This is a genomic window from Phycisphaerae bacterium (assembly GCA_041652575.1).
In the GTDB taxonomy this organism is placed as follows: domain Bacteria; phylum Planctomycetota; class Phycisphaerae; order Sedimentisphaerales; family UBA12454; genus UBA12454.
In genome coordinates this window covers 1-15,558 of record JBAZHC010000021.1, presented here as the reverse complement: position 1 = coordinate 15,558, position 15,558 = coordinate 1, and the positions used below count along the sequence as shown (strand labels likewise).

Sequence of the window (15,558 nt, the reverse complement as noted above, 5' to 3'; positions counted from 1 at the left end):
AATGTGCTTTTTGTGTGAAAACAGCATTCTTCTTGCCTCCAAAAATTAAATGAAGGCTCTCCGTACTGAAAAAAAAACGCAACAATATAATATACCAGTATTTCCGGACAATGTCAAGCCTGTTTTCTGTTCGGAACCTGATATATAGTTGCTATTTTCCCAGTGCCTCCATCGCTTTTGGCACCGTATCAGTGGGACTGACACCGTACCAGGCTCCGATGATTTTGCCCTGCTCGTCTATCAGGAACGATGAACGGGTTATGCCGAAGATTGACTTTCCCCAGACTCCGTACGCCTGGGCCGTTTTATGGTCCGCGTCGCTTAAAAGTCGAAAGCCCAAATTGTGATGTTCGTCGAATTTTTTCTGAGCGTCAGGCGTATCGGGACTAATCCCCAGCGCAATGATGCCGGCCTTCTTTAACGGCTCAGCCGAATCACGCACACTGCACGCCTGCACGGTGCATCCGGGCGTCTCCGCTTTGGGATAAAAATAAACCAGCACTTTCTTGCCAGCAAAATCGGATAGTTTAACTGTTTTAGAATCCTGCCCCAACAACTCGAACGCCGGCGCCGTATCTCCTGCTTTTAATATTAACCTGTTTATCACCTTGAGCAAATCTGCAACATAGCGACTCTGTGCCGAGGCGGCCGATGCCATTATCATGCCTCCATTGGAATCGAGTGTTTCAGGCGCCGAAGATGACAGAGCTTTAAATGCAAGTGTATCGGTGCCGGAACCGGATAAGTAGGCAGCCGTCTTGCCGTCCGCAAGTTTTAGAACAGGTTTGCCTTTGACGGTGACTGATTCGGAAAATCTTATACTCACAATTTCGCCTAAGCGTAAAACTTCTGTAATGAATGGAGCGGCAGTGCTTTCAGGGTCCCACTGATTCCAGAATGTCCATGCTGCTGTAACCGCTGCGGCTGTTTTTGCCGGAGATTTTTCGATGTTATCTTTAAGCCATGAATAATCCGGCCCTTTGCATCCTGCAAAGTATATGCGGTCCATTGGCCACTTGAATGTGTAGTCTTTTGGCGCAAGAAAGATTTGACCATTAGGGTCGAGCGTATCCGGAAACCGGCAATCGATGAAATACCACGCGGTATCGCGGAAAAATGAGCCCAGCCCGAACTTCTCCTTCCCGATAAGTTTGCAGCGATGCAGCACGAATTTCTCCCGCTCATCGTCCATGCCCTCGTTGAACAAAGCATTACTGACGCTTGACAGCACTTCGATAACCGAGTCCGACATATAACAGGTCCCTCGCGGTCCGACGAAATGATATGTACCTGATACATAGATATTACGGTGATAATACATTCCGCGCGACCAAAGCGACAATGTATCGCCGCCAAGTCCGATGACATCGGCATTTTGGATGATTATCCGTGTGCCTGTTCCGGTACTCGAGACCGCAAAAGGCTTTTTGCCGAGGTTGGCCGGATTATCAATCGTGAGGTTTTCGATGATGATATCGTTGGAGTCGAAAAGATTCAGGGTGGCTATGCCCTTTCCGTCCTTGTGCTGCTCCGGAGCGAGCCGCGGGTCATTTATCTCCCACTGGATACGGGTCTTTTTACGATTCTCTCCGACAAGTGTCAAAAAGGAATTTTCAATGCGGATATGTTCTATATATGTCCCGTTTTTAATAAAGATGACTTTGCGTTCTCTGTTGCCTTTCAGGATAGAGTCGATAGCGGCCTGGATACTGTTAAAATCTCCCGATCCGTCCCTGGCAACAATAATGTCAGGCTTGACCGTTTTCGCTAATGTGATCGAGCAAATTATTGGTAAAAGTATGTATAATGCGAGAGTGTACGGTATGCATTTCATTCCTGATTCCTTTCAAGTTGACCGTATAATATCAAATCTCCCGAAAAATTAAACGTTTTATTTTTGTTTGGGTCGGTTAGCCCTGTACCGGTAAAACTACTCTCGCCAAGGTTTGTGTGCCTTGTATGCTTCAAGACGCTGTTCGTATTCTTTTTTGGTTTTATCGTCAACCAGTTTAATGGCTTTTTCCTGATATTCGATAGCTTTGTCAAAATCGCCAGATTTAGCAAAAAGAGATGCTAAACCTGCATGCACAATAGCATTGTTCGGCTTTATTCGGATGGCCTCTTCGAAAACTTGTATTGCTTCGTTGCGACGACCTAAGTCCTTATAAGTGGTACCGAGACTGTAGTACGCATCGACATCATTGGGGTTTATTCTTATCATTTGCTGGAATGCCTCTACTGCTTCATCGTGGCGACCTAAATCCTTATAAATGGTACCAAGATTGCAGTATGCATCAGTGTTATTAGGGTTTATACTTACAGTTTGTTTAAACGCTTCTATTGCTTCTTCAAAGCGGCCTAAATCCTTATAAGTAGTACCGAGATTACAGTATGCATCAGCATCATTGGGAGTTATTTTTATCATTTGTTTAAACGCCTCTATTGCCTCATTGCGACGACCTAAATCTCTATAAATGGTACCGAGATTGCAGTATGCATCGGTGTTATTGGGATTTATTCTCACAGTTTGTTTAAATGATTCTATTGCTTCGTCGTGGCGACCTAAATCCCTATAAGTGATACCGAGATTGTAGTATGCATTGGTGTTATTGGGGTTTATTCTTATAGTTTGTTTAAATACCTTTATTGCTTCATCGTGGCGACCTAAATTCCTATAAGTGATACCGAGATTGCAGTATGCATCAGTGTTATTGGGGTCTACTTCGATAGCCTGTTCATAAATTTTTATTGCTTTTTGGTGTTGTCCTATATAGCGGAAACAATCTCCCGCTAAGTTATAAGCACCTGTAAACTTAGGATTTACTTTTATTGCTTTCTCAAGATATATTAAAGCTTCTGTGAATTCTCCTTGTGAAGTTTTACTTAATCCGAGTTGATATAACTCCTTCGTAATGGCTTCGTTCTTTTGTTGGAAGTGACTGGAAAACAAAAAATAGGCCAAAACAATTACCAAAATCGAAATACCGACAACTGCAATTTTCAAAGGATTTCTACATACAGTTTTATAGGCTCTGTAAACAATGCTCGGCCTTTTTGCCATTATTGGTTTAAATTCCAGCAGATTTGTGATGTCGTCAGCAAAATCAGCTGTAGTCAGGTATCTGTCTTCGGGGGACTTTTCAAGAGCATGAAGTAAAACCGTATTAAAATCATTTGAAAGTCTTGGGCAGTATTTTTTTGGCGGAATTGCTTCATGCGTCATAACTTGTGTTAACGTTTCATTAACTGTATCGCCGCCAAATGGTGGATGTAAAGTCAAGCATTCATAATAAGTAGCCGCCAGCGAAAAAACATCGCTTCGGCAATCGACTGTATCAGGTTTGCGAATCTGTTCAGGTGAGACATAACTGGGTGTTCCGAAAAATTCACCACTAATTGTTATTGACTGTTGTGTTTCAGCCCTTGCCAGACCAAAATCAACAAGTTTGGCCGTCCCGTAGGAATCGATAAGAATATTTGACGGCTTGACGTCACGATGTAAGATTCCTTTTTTATGGGCGTAGTCCAAAGCGGAAGCTATACTGATAATGATTTTGCTTATATTAATAATATAGTCAGTATCTATCTCTGAGGTTGTACCTTTGGTATCCTGGTTTTTATCGCTATAAGGGGCCGTATGCGTTTCAAGACATTTGTTCATAACAGCACTTGCCTTGTCGCCGGTCTTTGCATTGCGAATACTGCTTAGAATTTTGTCTAAAGATATGCCATCTATATACTGCATCGCAAAGTATGAATATGACCCCTCTTGTCCAACTTCATATATCGGCACGATATTTGGATGAGTGATTTTTGCTAAAACCTTGCTTTCGCGTTTGAATCTGTCTAAGTTTTTAGCTTGAGTACCGCCAACCGAACTGATGACCTTAATCGCTACTTCTCTATCAAGCGAAACCTGCCTGGCAAGAAAAACCGCTCCCATTCCGCCTTGACCGACCATTTTCAGTATTTCAAAATCGCCAAGTTTTTGGCCTATCAGATTACATTGAGGAAATGTTTTGCTGAAATCATCTTCATCTGCTCTCATAAGACCATCGAAAAGATTATCGATTTGCCGTAAATTCTGTATTCTTTTTCTAATTTGGCTTTCGAACTGCGGATATTGCTTAACAAATTCATCTAAGTTCGGCTCTTTGCCCTGTAACTGGGCGTCAATAAACTGCTGGACGGCCTGTTCGATAATATTTTCCGGGTTATTTTCAGATTTCGTCATTCAGTACTTTCAAAATTTTCGCTCAGCGTACTCATTGCGCGAGTAAGCAGCATCCTGACTGCATCAGGACTCTTACCTAATTTTTCTCCGACTTGTTTATGAGACAGTCCTTCGATCTTCGTTAAAATTATCACTTCTCTATATTCCGGCTTCAGTTCGCTTATTGCTTTTTCAAGCTTATTCAAACCTTCACCATTAGACATAATCAGGCTCGGCGTTGTGTTATCAATCGGCTCAAAAGTTCCGACAAAAGTATCCTGTGTAGCCGACGTATTACTAAGCGGGATTTCCTTGCGAACATCACGCTTATTGGCGTGTAATTTTTCTATATTATCACGAATACGATTTTCAACTATCTTTGATACCCATCGCAAAAAATCCCCTTCATTTTGATATGTGAAATTGTCCAAACTTCTTAAAGCCGAAATAAAGGCATCTTGAACAATGTCCATCGATTCCTGTTTGGAGCGTAATTCCTGCCCCATTCGCATCCGTACTATGCGCAGGACACGCTCGTTATAAACCTCAAATAGTTTATTCAAGGCGGATTGGTCGCCGTCCTTGGCAAGGGTAACTAACCGCTGAGTCTGAAAATTGACAGTGTTCCTCATTTCCGACACCTTAGAAAAACGCAATTTTGAGCATAATAACCGCTTTTTAAAAAAAATTCAATAAAATCGTTCGGTCAGGCTTTTTCTCCCGCTGATATGTACAGAGCGGAAAGATTTAAAAAAGTTAATAAAACATAAAGATTTGAAAGGAAACAAAAAATGAGTGAAGCACAAACAATTCTGTGGCCGGGTTTATCCGGAAAGGAATACAAATACGGGATTTATCCAATTGGAACGTCTTTCAAGAAAGAACCTGGCAACTATATCTTTGCGAAACAGAACACGCAAGGATACTGGACTCCCTGCTACATTGGACAGACAGAAAATCTGGATGAACGTCTTGGCAACCACGAGAAGGAAGCCTGTGCTAAACGTAATGGCGCAACACATATCCACGTACATCTTACATCGGGTGGTGAATCTATCAGAAAGGCAGAAGAAAAGGATCTGATTCAGAAGTGGAAACCTCCTTGCAACGAACAGTTGAAATAGGACGTCGAAATATATAGCGGAAAGATTCAAAAAAGTTAATAAAAACCAAATATTTTAAAGGAGAAAAAAATGAAAAAGACAATAACAATTCTGGTAGTTCTGGTGATTATTTGTGTAACAAGCTTTTCAGCCAATGCTGATGTGCACGTGCGGGGTTATTTCAGAAATAATGGCACTTATGTTCAGCCGCATTATCGTTCAAACCCTGATGGTAATCGTTCCAATAATTGGAGTACATATCCTAATGTAAATCCTCATACCGGCCAAATAGGCACTCGGCATTTGAGCAATATTGGCGGTTTAGACATCCCCGCAGAACAAAAGCCAAGCACAATGCCCTATTTGCCTTCTGGCATACCTGGTCAGGATTCTTCTTGGGATAAACCAAATCGATTATAATGAACAGTAAATATTGCTGGATATAAATACAAAGGGCTGGCGAATTAATTCACCAGCCTTTATTTTCAGGAAATCTAAATTTATTTCTTCTTTTAAATTCAACATTCAGAGTTCGATGTTGTCCTAAGGACTCCTAATGGAGAACGTTAAGAATAGGTCTCGCCTTTGAGGCGAACTCCTCAATTAAAAACTAAGAATTAAAAATTAAAAATTTCTTTGTGTCTTATTCTTCTTTATCGGCCCGTTCTACCGGCTGCGGCGCCTTTTGAAGAATCTCATCAGCAAGTCCGTACTCGATTGTTTCTGCCGCTTCGAGCCACAGGTTTCTGTCGCAGTCGGCCGTGAGTTTTTCCACTGACTTTCCTGTATGATGTGACAATATCTCATAAATTCTGCTGCGCATTCGCAGAATTTCTTTGGCCTGGATATGAAGGTCCGTTGCAGGCCCTACCATCTCGCCGCTTATCAGAGGCTGGTGCAGCAGGACTCGGCTGTTATTGAGCATAAATCTTTTTCCTTTTGCCCCTGCCGTAAACAGTATCGCTCCCATACTTGCCGCTTGTCCTATGCAGTATGTCGCTACCTCGCATCTCAGGAATTGCATTGTGTCATATACGGCAAGTCCAGCGGTGATTGACCCGCCGGGCGAATTGATATAGAAATGAATATCGCTTTTGGAATCTTCGTTGCTCAAAAACAGCATTTGTGCGACTATAAGGTTTGCCGAATCGTCATCGACCTGCCCGCCGAGGAAAATTATTCTGTCTTTCAGCAGTCTCGAGTAGATGTCGTATGCTCGTTCGCCGCGTCCGGTCTTTTCTATTACTATCGGTACTAAATTTTGATTAAGCATTATTTCTTTCCTTTTTTTAGCCACAAAGGCACCCGGTCACCAAGACAATTTAAAATTGACAACTAAATTAAAAAATTTGTGTCTTTGTGTCTTAGTGGCTCTCTTTTATTTTTTCTTTTTATCTTTTGGTTCTTCTGCTTCGTGCAGTACTTCATCGATTAGGCCGTATGCTTTCGCCTCGTCTGCTGTCATATATCTGTCTCGTTCGGTTTCGGCGGCGATTTTCTCCATTGGCTGTCCCGTCATTTCCGACAGTACTTCGTTTATCATTTTTTTGGATTTGATTATCTCTTCCGCCTGAATCTGTATATCCGCCGCCTGTCCCGTCACTCCGCCCCACGGCTGATGGAGCATGATTTTCGCGTGAGGCAATGCGTGACGGCGGCCCTTGGCGCCGGCGGCGAGGACTATTGCGCCGCCAGATTCGGCCCGGCCGATACAATATGTCGCAACCGGCGAACCAATGAAACGCATCGTATCAAAAATCGCCATCGTGTCGTCAACACTGCCGCCAGGCGAATTTATGTAAAGACTTATCTCTGTCCCGCGTTTTTGATTGTCGAGGTATAACATCTTCATAATCACAGTCGCAGCCAAGCCATAAGATATCTCGCCAATCATAAATATAATCCGATTCTCCAACAACATATCATCAAGCGTCATCTCACGAGTACGCTGATAACTCTGCTGCATCTGAAGCTTTGGTTCGACTCCGCTCACCATAAACGGATTCATTGTTTTTATCAGACCTTTTTGAGTCTCAAACATCATATTATTTCCTTAAAGACAATTGCGTTAACCCTTTATCGGCTATTTTCCGGTTTAACTTTCCTTTACAAGGGTCGATTTTTTCCGTCTTCGCCCAAAACCCACCTGCGGCGGGCAAGCTTCGACGCAACAAGCCAGTCCCTTTTCAAGCATTGATTTTCGGGATATTCGCCCTGCTGTCAAGAAGGAAACCGCCTAAGGCGGAGAGTATTAGAACAGCAGCACAGTAGATAAAAGAAAACCCGCCGGATTCCGCCATCGTTAAAACTATGACGGACAAGAAACCGGCGGGCTTTTGGAATTTAAATTACCCCTCATTCACATTCGGGGCTCTGATTTACTGATTTACTTTTTCTTTGTCGGTGGTTTGCGAACCGGTCTTTCAGCCTTTTTATGCTCTACTTTCTTTTCGGGCTTTTCGGTTTTCTTTTCCGCTTTTTTCGGCTCGTGCTTTTCAGCCTTTTCAGTTTTCTCAGGCTCTTTTTTCTCAGCGGCTTTTTTAACTGGCTTGATTTCCGCTTTTTTGTGTTTTGCGGCTAATTTTTCCGGTGCGACTTCGGTAACCTTTGCCGATTCGAGAATCTTGTCGAGGCATTTGATTTCCCTGATTTCCAGCGCCGCTTCGGCAAGCGAGCCGTCGCGCGACATCTGCTCACGCAGCTTTTCCGGCCGAACCTGTCTGTACATCGCGGCCTGTGCGATATAGCCGTTGATTTCCTCTTCGGTCGCTTCGATGCCGAGCTTCTTGGCTACGGTATCCATTACAAAGAATGCCCTGAGCTGTTCCTGTGCCTGCTCCTGGCTTGAGGCTTTTAATTCTTCCATCTGCGTTTGAACATCTTCGGCCTTTAAGCCCTGAAGCAGCAATCTCGTATATTGTCTCTGCAGGATGCTTCTTGACTGGTCGGCGACGATATCCATCGGCAGGTCGAAACTTACCTTTTCGTTCAGATAGTTGCGGATTTCCTGACGCATCGCATCGCGAGCCTGTCTTTCGAGATTCTGTTCGTTTCTCCTGGTCAGAGTATTTCTAAGCTCTTCTTCATTGGCTATGCCTATTCTCTTGAAGAAATCCTCATTCAGTTCGATGGGGATAAGCTGTTTTACATCGCTGATTTTAATTTCGACTTCTACTTTTTTGCCGCGGTACTTTTCATCGAAGAATGTCGCGGGCACTTCCGTAGTTGTGGTTTTTACATCGCCTGACTTTGCGCCGACGAGAAGTTTATCCAAATCTTCGACAACCACTTTGCCGACAAAGCCGCGCGGATGGACGTGAATTTCGGAATTTGCGATTTTTTCTGTTTCGCCGCCTTCGGGCTTTAAAACGACGTCAGCGATAATCTGGTCGTCAACGGCGATTTTGCCGTCTTTCGGCTTCCATGTTCCCAGTCTCTTCTGAAGTTCGAGTATTTCGCTGTCAATCGAATCTTTCGTAACTTCGAGTTTTGGTTTTTCAACCGGTATGCCTTCAAGGACCGGCAGGTCGATTGCGGGCCTTACTTCGATTTCAAATTCGAATTTCATCGGGCCGGTGGCGGGCAGTTCTACTTTTTCATGTTCGATATTCGGCTCGCCGAGCGATTCGAGATTATTATCCTTTATCGCGGCTTCACTGGCCTCGGCAAGGAGTTTAAGCTTTACCTGCTCTGTTACGTCTTTGCCGAACCGTTTTTCGAGCAGCCTTCGCGGCGCCCTTCCTTTTCTAAAGCCCGGCACAAGAGCGTCACGCCTGAACTGGTCGTACTGCTCATCGAGAACTTTGGTGATTTTCTCGGCTGGTATCTCAACGCTGATTTTCTTTTTGCACGGACCTGCATCAGCGATACTGACTGCGTTCTTAATTTCGTCTTTTGTTTCGGTCTCGGTTGGTTTCGTTTCTTTTGCCATTTTTGGATTCCTAAAAAATTGCCATAGAGTAATTCGAAATATTTTAGCCACAGAGTTCACAGAGGATACAGAGATATTATATTTTATTTACAGTGTTAATCCGTGTTAATCCGTGTCTTAACTTTTTAAATACCGCGTTAATCAGTGTCATAAAACAAAAAAGCTTCAGGTCGTATATATGTCCTGAAGCCCTTAATCGGCCTTATGACATACCAGCGACCAGCGCCTGGCTAAATTTAGCCGGTAGCTCACTGATAATTTGTAAAAGCGGGTGATGAGGCTCGAACTCACGACATTCACGTTGGCAACGTGACGCTCTACCACTGAGCTACACCCGCGATTTTGAGGTAATTATACGCCTTTTAATCCCCTATGCAAGCACATTTTTCAGGCCTCCTGAATAGCCACAAAGGCACTAAGACCCTAAATTTTCTAATTATATTGCCCTTTTTGGTATATTAGTGGTCAGTTTCTTCAAAATTCAGCACCGCAAACTCTCCATGATATTTTTTTACCGCTTTATCGTATGTTTTTGCAGCTTCTGCTTCGTTATCAAAAGAGCCGAGATGTTTTCGGCGACCGTTTATATTTATCCCGACACTCCATTTCTTATTACTTTTATGCCAGCATACCCCTTTGAATTTTGAACTTGTGCCCTTCGCCTTCCTGCTGTTTCTGCGGTTTTCAGAAGGAGTTGCAATTCTTAAATTTGATTTGCAGTTATTCAACCCATCGTGGTCAATATGGTCAACAACCATTCCTTTCGGTGCCTGCATTATTTCTCTGTGCATACGCATAATCTTTGCTTTTTCATTATTCAATCGAAGCCGCACTGCATAAAACGTACTTCTGCTCGTTAAGCACTGCCAATTATAGCAATTTAGTTTTTCATAGTCCTCCGCGTCAACAATTGCATACTTGGTCTCGGCGGGCTTTGTCCCGATGGATTTGCCGCTGGTAAGTTTAATCCTGCGAAATGCGAAACCATATTTTTTTATCCTGTGGCGCAGCAAAATCCACACGCCGATGCGCATAATAAACGTCGGCAGAAAATATGGTATTGGCGGAATGTGCAGATAAAGTTTAGGCATAAAAATTTAGGATTGAAGTTTACCCGCCTAAGGCGGGAATGAAAATTTTATGGTTGAAAACTCTAAACCCTAAATCCTAAGCACTAAACAAATTCAAAATCTCAATTACTAAATGCTCAAAACAGTTTTGAACATTCGTGTTTTGGTAATTCGATATTGTTTCTGATTTAGATATTAGGATTTTGGATTTCCATAGTTAGATATTGAATTTTGTTAGTTTTACGCTTAACTTTATGCGTATTATACCATATTTTTAACAAAAAGCAAGCAAAAAACCGAATTTTTTTAGAAAAATATGGTTTTTTGGGGTTAGCCCCCAGACCCGTGCTGGGGGGGGGGGGGGGGGGTTGTCATTCCCGCGCAGGCTGGAATCCATTAAAAAAACGCAGTTTTTGGGGTTAGCCCTGCCAACATTTTAATTCCCGAATCTTCGGTATTTTGTTTCCTCGAAAAACAAAATCAGAGGGAACTTTGGCAGGGTTCTTATTTCCGGCTTGATAAACCACAATGTTTAAGGCTATGATTTATCTAACAATAAACAATAAAAAGATAAATGATACTAAAAAGAAAAGAGACCATGGAACCTTCACCGAAAATACTTTACAAATACAGACCACTTTCCGGAAACAACTTCAAATTTACCCATAATATATTTATAAATAACGAACTATATTTTTCCCATCCAGACCAATTCAATGACCCGTTTGATTGTAAAATTCCTCCCAACTTAAAGAACGTCACCAAAGAGCAAATGTTAAAATACATTGAAAATATCAATTCTGAAAAGTTTGCAAAGGTTGGAATCGATTTAGTGAAAGCTAAACAATTTATTAATAACAAGCCCATATCAGAGCTTAGGGTCTATTTTAGTGACAAGTTTAAAAGCTATCTAAATATGGGGGTATTGTCTCTCTCCGAACTGGAACCATGTAATAAAAAAAATGTCGGGTTGGCTATTTTGATGTGGTCGCATTATACAGATTCCCATCAAGGAATTTGCATAGGTTTCGATTACAATAAATTACTTTTTGGTTTTAATAACAACCCCTGTATTCCTGATAACGTCAAATACCCTCCGGCTAATGAATACAACTGGAATCCTTTTACTAATAATGAAAAAGAAATAACTGACAAAATATTTTTCACTAAAGCATCATGCTGGGAATATGAGCAGGAATGGAGAGTTGTACTGCCTGAAAAACCAAGGACTTTGCAAAAGTTTAATCCTGATGCATTGGTTTCGGTACATCTTGGCTGTAAAATTGGAAAAGACAAAGAAACTGTCATAAATTGGTGCTTACAGAGAAATCTGAAACCAAAGATATACGAAACAAAAATCAATGAATTATCTTATTTGTTGAAAGAATATGAAATTGTATATTAAATAACAATTGGCAACCAAGTCCTGCTTGTATATACGCCGCTGGCGCTAAAATGGGGGGCGATTGCCACGAAGGCACAAAGACACAAAGAAAATGATATAGTTAAAAAATTCGTGCCTTGGTGTCTTAGTGGCTAAAAATTATGAAAATCAAATAATCGCCGGCGACTACATTTTTATGCGATGGCTTTATAAACAATTTTGCCGTGTTTGACAACGCTTTCGAGAAATCCGCTTTTATCCATTGAACGGCAAAGCAAAACCGGTTCAATCTGAATATTCACATCACGGACAAGACCAAATAAATCCGCACTTACCTGCAGATAATCCCCTTTGAACTTATCGACCACCACCGCGATATCAATATCGCTGGACTTTGTGGCTGTGCCTTTTGCATGGGAACCATAAAGGATAACCATATCAACCGGCATATAATCCCTGACTTTTTGGGCGTAAAGCCGGGCTATTTTAATAATTTTTTTGTCCACGTGTAAAATCCTTTTGTGCTTTTATACAATTCTGTACATTTTTTACTATTCAAAGATTTTAACAAAAGCTGTTTATCCTCAGGATAACGAGCCTGAATATTAAGAGGCATAAGTTGATTAAAAAGAATGAAATGGCTTTCATCGGCTTTTGTTACGAACTCACTTTTTTCCGAAAGAACAATTAAATTATGAATATAAGGCGGTTCCTTTTTTTGACTGTGCCAGTAATACGCCTTAAGCGTCTTTTCAACTACCTGATGACACAAGAAACCAACATATAAATATCTCTTCTTGTCCAGCATAGCTTTTGCGCTGACCAAGTCGTAATGTGCGGTATCCATCCAATATTCAATTTTTTTCTGCGCATTCATATCAACACCTTTTTACTTTCTATATTCTCTACAATTTCCATCTTTTTGTCAAAACTATTTTCAGACTAAATATCCTGCTTGCAATACTCGCAAAGTGCGCTAAAATAAGGGGATGGAAGAACTTATCAATAAAATCATAGCTGGCGACTGTATCGAGATACTAAACACAGTCAAAGAACCGTTCGCAGACCTTGTTTTCGCCGACCCCCCTTTCAACATCGGATACAAATACGACAAATACAACGATAAGAAAGAAAAACAGCATTATATCGACTGGACAAAACAATGGATGTCAGCCTGCAATAACGTCCTTAAGCCGACCGGCTCGTTTTACATCGCCATCGGCGACGATTACGCGGCACAGGTAAAAATAATAGCCGAAGACGAACTGAAACTGTTCTGCCGAAACTGGATTATCTGGCATTACACCTTCGGCCAGCAGACGAAAAACAAATTCGCACGCTCACACACTCATATTTTTTATTTCGTTAAAGACAAAAAACAATTTACGTTCAACGATTACGCAATCAGATGCCCTTCCGACAGGCAATTGATTTACAACGATAAGCGCGCCAATTCCGTCGGCAAAACGCCTGACGATGTATGGGACAGCTTCTCAAGGGTCTGCGGAACTTTCAAGGAAAGACAGCTCTGGCACCCCTGTCAGATGCCGGAACTTTTGCTTGCGAGAATCATCGCGGCAAGTTCAAACGCGGGCGACTGCGTACTCGACCCGTTCATCGGCTCAGGCACCACCGCCGTCGTTGCCGCTCAATACGGCAGAAACTATTGCGGAATAGATATTTCGCAAAGCTATGCAAAAAAAACCACAGAGAGAATAGAACAGACTTTAAAACAAAAGAAAACAAAGGAAAATCTGTATTTCAATCCGATGGAACTGACTGAAATAAAAAGATTATTTGTCGAGACCGGATTGGGTATCGCCCAGCTCGTCGAAAATAATAAACTGCTCGAAATTTTTACAAAACAATTCGCCCTGCGTATGAATAACGGCAAAAAATACGACGCCGGCCAGATTGCGACAGTTTTAAAGGATTTTGTCAGCAGCGAAAAAAGGAAATAAAATTAAAGCCGGAGGTTTTATTGTCCAAAAAGAATATACCTTTCATCGTTTGCTTTGTGATATCAGTCATTCTGCTGACGGTAATTCAGTCGCCGTTTAATCTTTCATTTCTCGCGTGGATTGCACTCGTGCCGTTCGTAATCGGCTCCCTCGTGGACGAAAAAAACTCCGTTGTTCTTTTGGTCGCGTATCTCGCCGGTCTTTTATACTGGCTCGGAAATCTTTACTGGCTGGTGCCTATAACGATTCCCGGCTGGATTGTGGTTTGCCTTTACCTGGGCCTTTATTGGCCGCTCGTCGTTATCGCCCTGCGGTATTGTGTGCGGAAAAACATCCCGATATGGTTTTCGCTGCCGATACTTATCGTCGGCGAAGAGGCGCTTCGCGGCTGGCTTTTCAGTTGGCGGTTTTTGGCGCACAGCCAGTACAGAAATATCCCCCTCATTCAGATTGCCGATATCTTCGGCACCGCGGGAATAAGTTTTATTATCGCAATGGCAAACGGCGCTATCAGCGAAACCGTTTTAAGTTTCAAAAACAAATCTTATAAAAGTTCCGCGTTTCTCGGCAATGTGATTTTGCTTTCAATTCTCGCCGCGGCTCTTTTCTACGGCCAATACAGAATCGACCAGGCCGGCAAATTTATCCTGCCCGGCCCGAAAGTCGGCGTAATACAATCGAACGTGCCCGTCGTCGCGGGCGAAGATACCGATTCATCGCAGAAAACTTTCCTGAACCTGCTTGCCAACAGCAGGGCCTGTTTACTGGAAGCAAGACCATCGCTTATCATCTGGCCGGAGACAATGGTCGAAACCACGATGAGCGACAGCCTGCTCGAACTTGTGGCCGAAGACGATATCGCGCAGGTGTGCCATAGCGCCCTTCTGCGGCACGCCAACGAAGGCGTTTATCTTCTCATCGGCGCCTTTGGCGGAGACGCTTATGTGGCGGGCGAGAGAATAAAATTTAAAACAAAATATAACTCGGCGTTTTTATACGAGCCGAACCAGACCGGCCCGCGCCAGTATTACAACAAAACGCATCTGGTTCCGTTCGGCGAATATATGCCTTTGAAAAAGGAGCTGCCTTTTCTTTTCAAAATCCTGATGCTGCTTTCGCCTTACGATTACGACTATACGCTGGACGAGGGAAACGAATACATGACCTTTAAAATGCCGGGGCAAAATAAAAATTACGAGTTCGGCGTAATGATTTGCTTCGAGGATACGATACCACAGGTCGCAAGGAAACTTGCGCTCGATAAAAACGGAAACAAAAGGCTCGATTGGCTCGTAAACATAAGCAACGACGGCTGGTTCGTCAGGAAAAACGGCGACAAAATCACGGCCAGCGTTGAACTGAGCCAGCGCATGGCGATTTGTGTATTCCGCGCGGTTGAAAATCGTTTGTCTGTAATTCGCTGCGCAAATACCGGCATTAGCTGCCTGATAGATTCGACTGGAAATATTAAAAATAATTTTTCTGCCGGAACGCTTAATAAGCAGGCCGTTCAAAGAACCGGCCAACACGGCTGGTTCGCCGATGAGATTTTTATTGATAAAAGGGTTACAGCCTTTAGTAAATATGGGCAATTATTGGCGATAAGTTGCGCAATATGTTTGATAATTTGTCTAATCGCAAGTCTTTTGTCTCTCCGCCATAATGGTAAATGTGTGCAATAAAAAAGAGGTTATTTTTGCCGATTTTTATTTGACAAAAGAATCAGTATCCGGTATATATATATATATTGTCCTGTTATATTTTGCCATTTTTAATGGTAAATTTGGTATAATGAATTATTGAGTCTGGCTGATGATTAGGCAGGATGCGGAAGTCCAGACGGAGAAGAAAAAATTAGGGAGAAATTTTTTAAGGAGCGAGAAAATGAAGAAGTTA

At 42.4% G+C, this 15,558-nt stretch carries 14 protein-coding genes, 1 tRNA gene and 1 pseudogene; 5 read left to right on the top strand and 11 right to left on the bottom strand.

Annotated features, from left to right (window positions below):
- Positions 1-151: 151 nt before the first annotated feature.
- From bcp to WC496_12190, 4 genes and pseudogenes are all read right to left on the bottom strand, one after another.
- A complete protein-coding gene (bcp, locus tag WC496_12205) occupies positions 152-592 on the bottom strand; it encodes a thioredoxin-dependent thiol peroxidase (protein MFA5293776.1) in 441 nt (146 codons plus the stop codon).
- Between the two features lie 552 nt (positions 593-1,144).
- Positions 1,145-1,834, bottom strand: a pseudogene (locus WC496_12200) (pectinesterase family protein).
- 96 nt (positions 1,835-1,930) lie between these two features.
- Entirely contained in the window at positions 1,931-4,234 is a 2,304-nt protein-coding gene (locus tag WC496_12195; GenBank protein MFA5293775.1) for a tetratricopeptide repeat protein, read from the bottom strand.
- Entirely contained in the window at positions 4,231-4,845 is a 615-nt protein-coding gene (locus WC496_12190) for a sigma-70 family RNA polymerase sigma factor (GenBank protein MFA5293774.1), read from the bottom strand. Before WC496_12190 ends, WC496_12195 begins: the two co-directional genes overlap by 4 nt.
- Positions 4,846-5,004: 159 nt before the next feature.
- Here WC496_12190 and WC496_12185 point away from each other — a divergent pair, with 159 nt between their 5' ends.
- Complete coding sequence (locus WC496_12185; GenBank protein MFA5293773.1) at positions 5,005-5,337, top strand: GIY-YIG nuclease family protein; 333 nt, start codon at positions 5,005-5,007, stop codon at positions 5,335-5,337.
- Positions 5,338-5,406: 69 nt separating this feature from the next.
- A complete protein-coding gene (locus tag WC496_12180) occupies positions 5,407-5,736 on the top strand; it encodes a hypothetical protein (GenBank protein MFA5293772.1) in 330 nt (109 codons plus the stop codon).
- Positions 5,737-5,959: 223 nt separating this feature from the next.
- Here the strand turns inward: WC496_12180 and WC496_12175 are convergent, their stop codons facing one another.
- The 5 genes from WC496_12175 to WC496_12155 all read right to left on the bottom strand — a co-directional run bounded on the left by WC496_12175 (position 5,960) and on the right by WC496_12155 (position 10,338).
- The gene (locus WC496_12175) at positions 5,960-6,589 is read right to left on the bottom strand and encodes an ATP-dependent Clp protease proteolytic subunit (GenBank protein ID MFA5293771.1); all 630 of its coding nucleotides are present in this window, start codon (positions 6,587-6,589) and stop codon (positions 5,960-5,962) included.
- A 105-nt stretch (positions 6,590-6,694) separates the two neighbouring features.
- Positions 6,695-7,360 (bottom strand): ATP-dependent Clp protease proteolytic subunit, encoded by a 666-nt coding sequence (locus tag WC496_12170; GenBank protein ID MFA5293770.1) that lies wholly within the window; start codon positions 7,358-7,360, stop codon positions 6,695-6,697.
- A 342-nt stretch (positions 7,361-7,702) separates the two neighbouring features.
- On the bottom strand, positions 7,703-9,247 hold the full coding sequence (gene tig / locus WC496_12165; protein ID MFA5293769.1) for a trigger factor: 1,545 nt from the start codon (positions 9,245-9,247) through the stop codon (positions 7,703-7,705).
- A 266-nt stretch (positions 9,248-9,513) separates the two neighbouring features.
- A tRNA-Gly gene (locus WC496_12160) sits at positions 9,514-9,585 on the bottom strand.
- 120 nt (positions 9,586-9,705) lie between these two features.
- Positions 9,706-10,338 carry an AP2 domain-containing protein gene (locus WC496_12155; GenBank protein MFA5293768.1) on the bottom strand — a complete coding sequence of 211 codons (633 nt, stop codon included), beginning with the start codon at positions 10,336-10,338 and terminating at the stop codon, positions 9,706-9,708.
- Between the two features lie 577 nt (positions 10,339-10,915).
- On the opposite strand from WC496_12155, the gene WC496_12150 reads away from it, so the two are divergent.
- The gene (locus tag WC496_12150) at positions 10,916-11,722 is read left to right on the top strand and encodes a DUF2971 domain-containing protein (protein ID MFA5293767.1); all 807 of its coding nucleotides are present in this window, start codon (positions 10,916-10,918) and stop codon (positions 11,720-11,722) included.
- A gap of 173 nt (positions 11,723-11,895) precedes the next feature.
- Here WC496_12150 and WC496_12145 read toward each other — a convergent pair whose 3' ends face one another.
- Both WC496_12145 and WC496_12140 read right to left on the bottom strand, forming a co-directional pair.
- Positions 11,896-12,207 (bottom strand): nucleotidyltransferase domain-containing protein, encoded by a 312-nt coding sequence (locus tag WC496_12145; GenBank protein ID MFA5293766.1) that lies wholly within the window; start codon positions 12,205-12,207, stop codon positions 11,896-11,898.
- On the bottom strand, positions 12,183-12,578 hold the full coding sequence (locus WC496_12140) for a HEPN domain-containing protein (protein MFA5293765.1): 396 nt from the start codon (positions 12,576-12,578) through the stop codon (positions 12,183-12,185). The genes WC496_12145 and WC496_12140 overlap by 25 nt, the downstream gene beginning before the upstream one ends.
- Before the next feature lie 112 nt (positions 12,579-12,690).
- Between WC496_12140 and WC496_12135 the strand changes: the two genes are divergently transcribed.
- Positions 12,691-13,662, top strand: a complete 972-nt coding sequence (locus WC496_12135; GenBank protein ID MFA5293764.1) for a DNA methyltransferase — start codon at positions 12,691-12,693, stop codon at positions 13,660-13,662.
- A gap of 20 nt (positions 13,663-13,682) precedes the next feature.
- Positions 13,683-15,344, top strand: coding sequence for an apolipoprotein N-acyltransferase (gene lnt / locus WC496_12130; protein MFA5293763.1), 1,662 nt, complete (start codon positions 13,683-13,685; stop codon positions 15,342-15,344).
- The last annotated feature ends 214 nt before the right edge of the window (positions 15,345-15,558 follow it).

Excerpts from the sequence above, each read along its gene's own strand:
- WC496_12195 (MFA5293775.1), bottom strand. The coding sequence starts at position 4,234 with ATGACGAAATCTGAAAATAACCCGGAAAATATTATCGAACAGGCCGTC.
- WC496_12190 (MFA5293774.1), bottom strand. The coding sequence starts at position 4,845 with ATGAGGAACACTGTCAATTTTCAGACTCAGCGGTTAGTTACCCTTGCC.
- WC496_12185 (MFA5293773.1), top strand. The coding sequence starts at position 5,005 with ATGAGTGAAGCACAAACAATTCTGTGGCCGGGTTTATCCGGAAAGGAA.
- WC496_12180 (MFA5293772.1), top strand. The coding sequence starts at position 5,407 with ATGAAAAAGACAATAACAATTCTGGTAGTTCTGGTGATTATTTGTGTA.
- WC496_12175 (MFA5293771.1), bottom strand. The coding sequence starts at position 6,589 with ATGCTTAATCAAAATTTAGTACCGATAGTAATAGAAAAGACCGGACGC.
- WC496_12170 (MFA5293770.1), bottom strand. The coding sequence starts at position 7,360 with ATGATGTTTGAGACTCAAAAAGGTCTGATAAAAACAATGAATCCGTTT.
- tig (MFA5293769.1), bottom strand. The coding sequence starts at position 9,247 with ATGGCAAAAGAAACGAAACCAACCGAGACCGAAACAAAAGACGAAATT.
- WC496_12155 (MFA5293768.1), bottom strand. The coding sequence starts at position 10,338 with ATGCCTAAACTTTATCTGCACATTCCGCCAATACCATATTTTCTGCCG.
- WC496_12150 (MFA5293767.1), top strand. The coding sequence starts at position 10,916 with ATGGAACCTTCACCGAAAATACTTTACAAATACAGACCACTTTCCGGA.
- WC496_12140 (MFA5293765.1), bottom strand. The coding sequence starts at position 12,578 with ATGAATGCGCAGAAAAAAATTGAATATTGGATGGATACCGCACATTAC.
- WC496_12135 (MFA5293764.1), top strand. The coding sequence starts at position 12,691 with ATGGAAGAACTTATCAATAAAATCATAGCTGGCGACTGTATCGAGATA.